Origin of the sequence: Pontibacter sp. BAB1700 (assembly GCF_000277005.1) — a bacterium.
GTDB lineage: Bacteria > Bacteroidota > Bacteroidia > Cytophagales > Hymenobacteraceae > Pontibacter > Pontibacter lucknowensis.
Map to the genome: position 1 here is coordinate 1 of NZ_AKIS01000247.1, position 3,920 is coordinate 3,920.

Sequence of the window (3,920 nt, forward strand, 5' to 3'; positions counted from 1 at the left end):
CATCGCGTTTAGTTTCTTTCTCGCGCTTCTCCTGGAAGGCCTCATACTCGTGGTAGGTGCCCGGGTACTCTTTCAGCTGGTAGTCTTCGATATACCAGATCTTGGTCGCGACGTTCTCCACAAAGTAGCGGTCGTGCGAGATCACGATAAAGGTTCCCTCGTACTGCTCCAGCGCCTGGATCAGGATATTCACCGACATCATGTCCAGGTGGTTGGTCGGTTCGTCGAGCATCAGGAAGTTGGCCTCTGAGATCAGCGTCTTGGCCAGTGCCACGCGGCTCTTCTCCCCTCCCGACAGCACCTTGATCTTTTTGAACACATCGTCGCCGGTGAAGAGGAAGGAACCCAGCAGCGTGCGCAGCTCTACCTCCGTTTTGCCGGAGCCCGCCTGCTGCAGTTCCTGCAAAATTTCATTTTCCACGTTCAGGGCCTCGAGCTGGTGCTGCGCGTAAAAGGACATGATCACGTTATGGCCCATCTCGCGCTTGCCCTCTATCGGCTCGGTGCCGGCAATGATGCGCAGCAGTGTGGACTTACCCTTGCCGTTGGCACCGATGAGCGCAATCTTGTCGCCCCGCTGGATGTGCACGTTGGTATCCCTAAATATGAGTTTACTGCCAAAGCTTTTGCTCATGTGCTCCAGCCGAAAGATGTGACGGCCCGGCTGCACATTGAAGCGGAAGCTGAAGTTCACCTTCGCAGCCTCGCCTGCCACCTCCTCGATGCGCTCCATGCGCTCAAGCTGCTTCATGCGGCTCTGGGCCTGCTTGGCTTTGGTCGCCTTGGCCTTAAAGCGCTCAATGAATCGCTCGGTCTGGCGTATCTGGGCCTGCTGGTTTTCGTAAGCGCCTTTCTGTATCTCGTTGCGCAGGGCTTTCTCTTCTACATAAAAGCTGTAATTGCCCGGGTATACATTCAGCTTGGCATTTGATACTTCCACCGTGATGTTGGTGGTTTTGTCCAGGAACTCCCTGTCGTGCGACACAATCACGACGGCCCCCTCAAAGCGGTCCAGGTAGGACTCGAGCCACTTGATAGAGGGCAGGTCAAGGTGGTTGGTCGGTTCGTCGAGCAGCAGCAGCGATGGCTTCTGCAACAGGATCTTGGCCAGCATCACGCGCATGCGCCAGCCACCCGAGAAAGAGGCCAGTGGTTGCTTCAGCTCCTCCGTTGTAAAGCCAAGTCCCTCCAGGATCGATTCCGCCTCAGCCTGCATGGTATAGCCACCCAGGGCCTCAAAGCGCTCCTGCAGCGCTGCCAGCTTATCGACCAGCTTATCATGAAAGTTGTTCTCAAACTCCACCAGTATCTGATCGATCTCCTGCTGTAGCGAGATGGCCTCCTCAAAGGCCTGCATGGCCACCGACAGGATGCTCTCGTGCGTTTCATAGCTAAGCAGGTCCTGGTTCAGGAAACCGATGGTGGTTTCCTTGCTCATCTGAATGCTGCCACCATCGGGCTTGTACTCGCCCACGATGATGCGCAGCAGTGTGGACTTGCCGGTACCGTTGAGCCCGATCAGGCCGATCTTGTCTTTGGGTTTGATGTGCAGGCTGGCATCCTCGTACATGGGGCGACTGCCAAAATGAAAGCTAAGGTTATTTATAGAGATCATAGATTCAGAAAGCTGAGCTACAAAGGTACTTATTTTGGGAAACATCCCCAGTGCAAAGGTCCACAGACCAAAAGTCACCTCATACGTAGAAATAAAAGATGCCTGCTGCAAAAAGCCCCGGCCAGGTAAACATTATCACATGCACCTCGTTCTATAGCTTTATGCTTTTGAAAAATGTGTGTGCGATACGTTGAGAACAGCAATAAAAAAATAGCCTTTTATGATCGCAGTTACATCCCTGCTCGACCCATCTCATTCTGCGCGTGTATCTGAACTGACCGAGCTTCTTGATGAGAAATTTGGGCTCAATGAGGTGAAGATGACGCCATACCCGCACCTGACCCTGCTCACTGCCGAAATACCGGACATGGAAGAGATTCAGCAATACCTGGCTGAAACCAGCCGTGAGACGGAGCCCTTCACCATCCGCACCACTGGCCTGGGCGTGTTCCCGGGCGAGAAACCGGTCATCTACATCCCGGTGCTGCGCACAGCGCCGCTCAACCAGCTGCATGCCCGCCTGCACCGCGACATATCTGAAATGAGCAGCGAAATGGGCATCTACTACAATCCCAACATGTGGCTCCCTCACATTTCCCTGGCCCTCGGCGACACTTCCCCTGAAGTGCTGGGACCGGTACTCACCTTTCTGTTCAACTACAATTTCAACTGGGAGATCAGGATCGACAACCTGACCATACTGCAAAAGTGCGGTGATTATTACCTGAAGGAGGACGAGTATACCTTCGGGCGTAAGGAGCTGACGCTATAGGTTTGCTCCTCTTTACGCTGCCGCTATATCCCAGAATTTTCCAAGCATAGCCCTTCCTCAAACCTGCCTGTGGATTTACCACAGCTGATACCCCCATGGCTGTCATAAGGAAAGTATTATTTTAATTTAATTTTAATCACGTTTAGTTTCACTTTTTCTTAACCCCTTAAAATTCATCCCCGTATTCTTGAATTGATTTGATCACACAAAGTCAAAAGCATATCCTATACACATCTCAAAAACAAACATGACTATGGAAGAGAAAGACAATAAGCAGCCTAAGCCTACCCAGGTGAACGAAGACAGCAAAAACAAGCAGCTGGAGCAATACCGGGAAGATGGCCAGGGCGAATACATGACAACCGACCAGGGGGTCCGTATCAACCACACCGACGACTCCCTGAAGGCAGGACAGCGTGGACCTACCCTGATGGAAGACTTTCACTTCCGTGAAAAAATGACGCACTTCGACCATGAGTCTATACCTGAGCGGGTAGTGCATGCCCGTGGCTCAGGGGTTCATGGTTACTTCCAGCCTTATGATGACTCACTCAAGAAATATACGAAAGCCAGATTTCTGACAGAACCCGGCACACGGACACCTGTATTTGTGCGCTTTTCCACGGTGGTGGGGTCGCGCGGCTCAGCCGATACAGTGCGGGACGTACGCGGCTTTGCCACCAAGTTCTACACAGCCGAAGGCAACTACGACCTGGTAGGCAATAACATGCCTGTGTTCTTTATACAGGATGGCAACAAATTCCCGGACCTGGTGCACGCCATTAAACCCATGCCGGACAACGAAATGCCCCAGGCCTCTGCTGCGCACGATACCTTCTGGGATTTCGCCTCGCTTATGCCGGAGTCGACGCACATGCTGATGTGGGTGCTTTCTGACCGGGCTATCCCGAGAAGCTTCCGTATGATGGAGGGCTTCGGAGTTCATACCTTCCGCTTTATCAACGACGAGGGCAAAGCCACTTTTGTGAAGTTCCACTGGCGGTCGACATTGGGAGCAAACTCCCTGGTATGGGACGAGGCACAGAAACTGGCTGGTAAAGACCCCGACTGGCTACGCCGTGACTTGTGGGATGCTATAGAAATGGGCGACTATCCAGAGTTTGAGCTGTCCGTGCAACTTGTGCCGGAGGAGGACGAATTTAAATATGATTTCGACCTGCTGGATGCCACTAAAATCATACCTGAGGAACTGGTGCCCCGCCGACCGGTTGGTAAAATGGTGCTTAACCGTAACCCTGATAATTTTTTCTCTGAAACAGAGCAGGTGGCTTTCCACCCGGGTAACCTGGTGCCAGGCATCGACGTGACAAACGACCCGCTGCTGCAGGGCCGTCTCTTCTCATACATCGACACGCAGCTCAACCGCTTTAACAGCACCAACTTTACGGAGGTGCCGATTAACAGACCGGTGGCTCCGGTGCACAATCACCATGGCGCGGGCTTTATGCGCATGACCATCGGCAAGGGCAAGGCCAACTATTGGCCAAACTCCATCGGCAATGGCTGCCCGAT

Annotated in this window: 3 protein-coding genes; 2 read left to right on the plus strand and 1 reads right to left on the minus strand. The window is 53.0% G+C overall.

Annotated elements, in window-relative coordinates; translation table 11 throughout:
- A partial coding sequence (locus tag O71_RS20895; RefSeq protein WP_040575076.1) for an ABC-F family ATP-binding cassette domain-containing protein occupies window positions 1-1,615 on the minus strand: 1,615 nt, incomplete at its 3' end.
- A gap of 220 nt (window positions 1,616-1,835) precedes the next feature.
- Between O71_RS20895 and O71_RS20900 the strand changes: the two genes are divergently transcribed.
- Window positions 1,836-2,387: a 2'-5' RNA ligase family protein gene (locus tag O71_RS20900; RefSeq protein ID WP_007661227.1), complete on the plus strand. Its 552-nt coding sequence runs from the start codon at window positions 1,836-1,838 to the stop codon at window positions 2,385-2,387.
- A 253-nt stretch (window positions 2,388-2,640) separates the two neighbouring features.
- Window positions 2,641-3,920: catalase (locus tag O71_RS20905; RefSeq protein WP_007661229.1), on the plus strand; the 1,280-nt coding region annotated here is incomplete at its 3' end.